The organism is Parathalassolituus penaei (assembly GCF_026626885.1).
In the GTDB taxonomy this organism is placed as follows: domain Bacteria; phylum Pseudomonadota; class Gammaproteobacteria; order Pseudomonadales; family Oceanobacteraceae; genus Oceanobacter; species Oceanobacter penaei.
The window spans coordinates 1-775 of sequence record NZ_JAPNOA010000002.1 but is presented as its reverse complement, the minus strand read 5'-3'; the positions used below and the strand labels follow the sequence as shown (position 1 = coordinate 775).

Here is a 775-nt window from a genome sequence, read left to right as displayed (position 1 = left end):
TCAATGGCCGGGATTTGTTTGTGGCGAGTGCTTTTGCGGTTCTCTTCGTGGCGGTGACCGTACTTGTCTTTCTGATCATCAAAGCGTTCGTCCCGACTGCGGAAACGGTTGTCCGGGATGTAGGCGTTGATCTTGTTGCTGTACAGATAGTCGTTGTTGGCGGTGCTGGCAAAGCCGGTATCGGCGGTGATGATCACTCCATCCTTGAGGATATTTTCCCGGATGCGTAGTCGCTGAAAACGCTCCCGAACCTCGGCCAGAATGGGCTTTAGCGTGTGTTGCTCCTGACCATGACCAAAGGCCTGAGCGTCCACAATGATCTGGTGTTTTTTATCAACGGTGGCGATGCCATTGAAGCCCTGGATCGTTCCTTTCGAAGTTTTCATCTTCGCCGACTCGTTGTCGGTAATGTTGCTTTTAACTTCAGAGCCCAGCTTGTTAACGCCCGTCNCCGTGGGCTTTGCGTCTTCAGGAACTGGTTGATTTTATCAAAGGCACGATTCAGAGTACTGACCGTTTTTTCGATCCGTTCCTGACGACGGTTGTCGTCAGAATCCTTATCTGTTTTATCGTGTTCGGACATCCAGTAACGGATTTGACGCTGAATTTTATCTCGCTTCTCAGCCAGTTCTTTGAAGGTACCTGACCACTCTTTGGAAGCGTTTGAGGGTAACTTGCAGCCATCGATGGCAAAGAGTTCTTTTCCCAACAAACCTTCTTGATCGCAGACCAGTAGCACCTGTTCAAACAGGTGTTCGATCTCCAGCGGATAGCT

At 50.0% G+C, this 775-nt stretch carries 1 protein-coding gene; it reads right to left on the bottom strand.

What is annotated here, in order from left to right:
- A partial coding sequence (locus OUO13_RS00015; protein ID WP_283171802.1) for a transposase occupies positions 1-386 on the bottom strand: 386 nt, incomplete at its 3' end.
- Positions 387-775 lie beyond the last annotated feature (389 nt).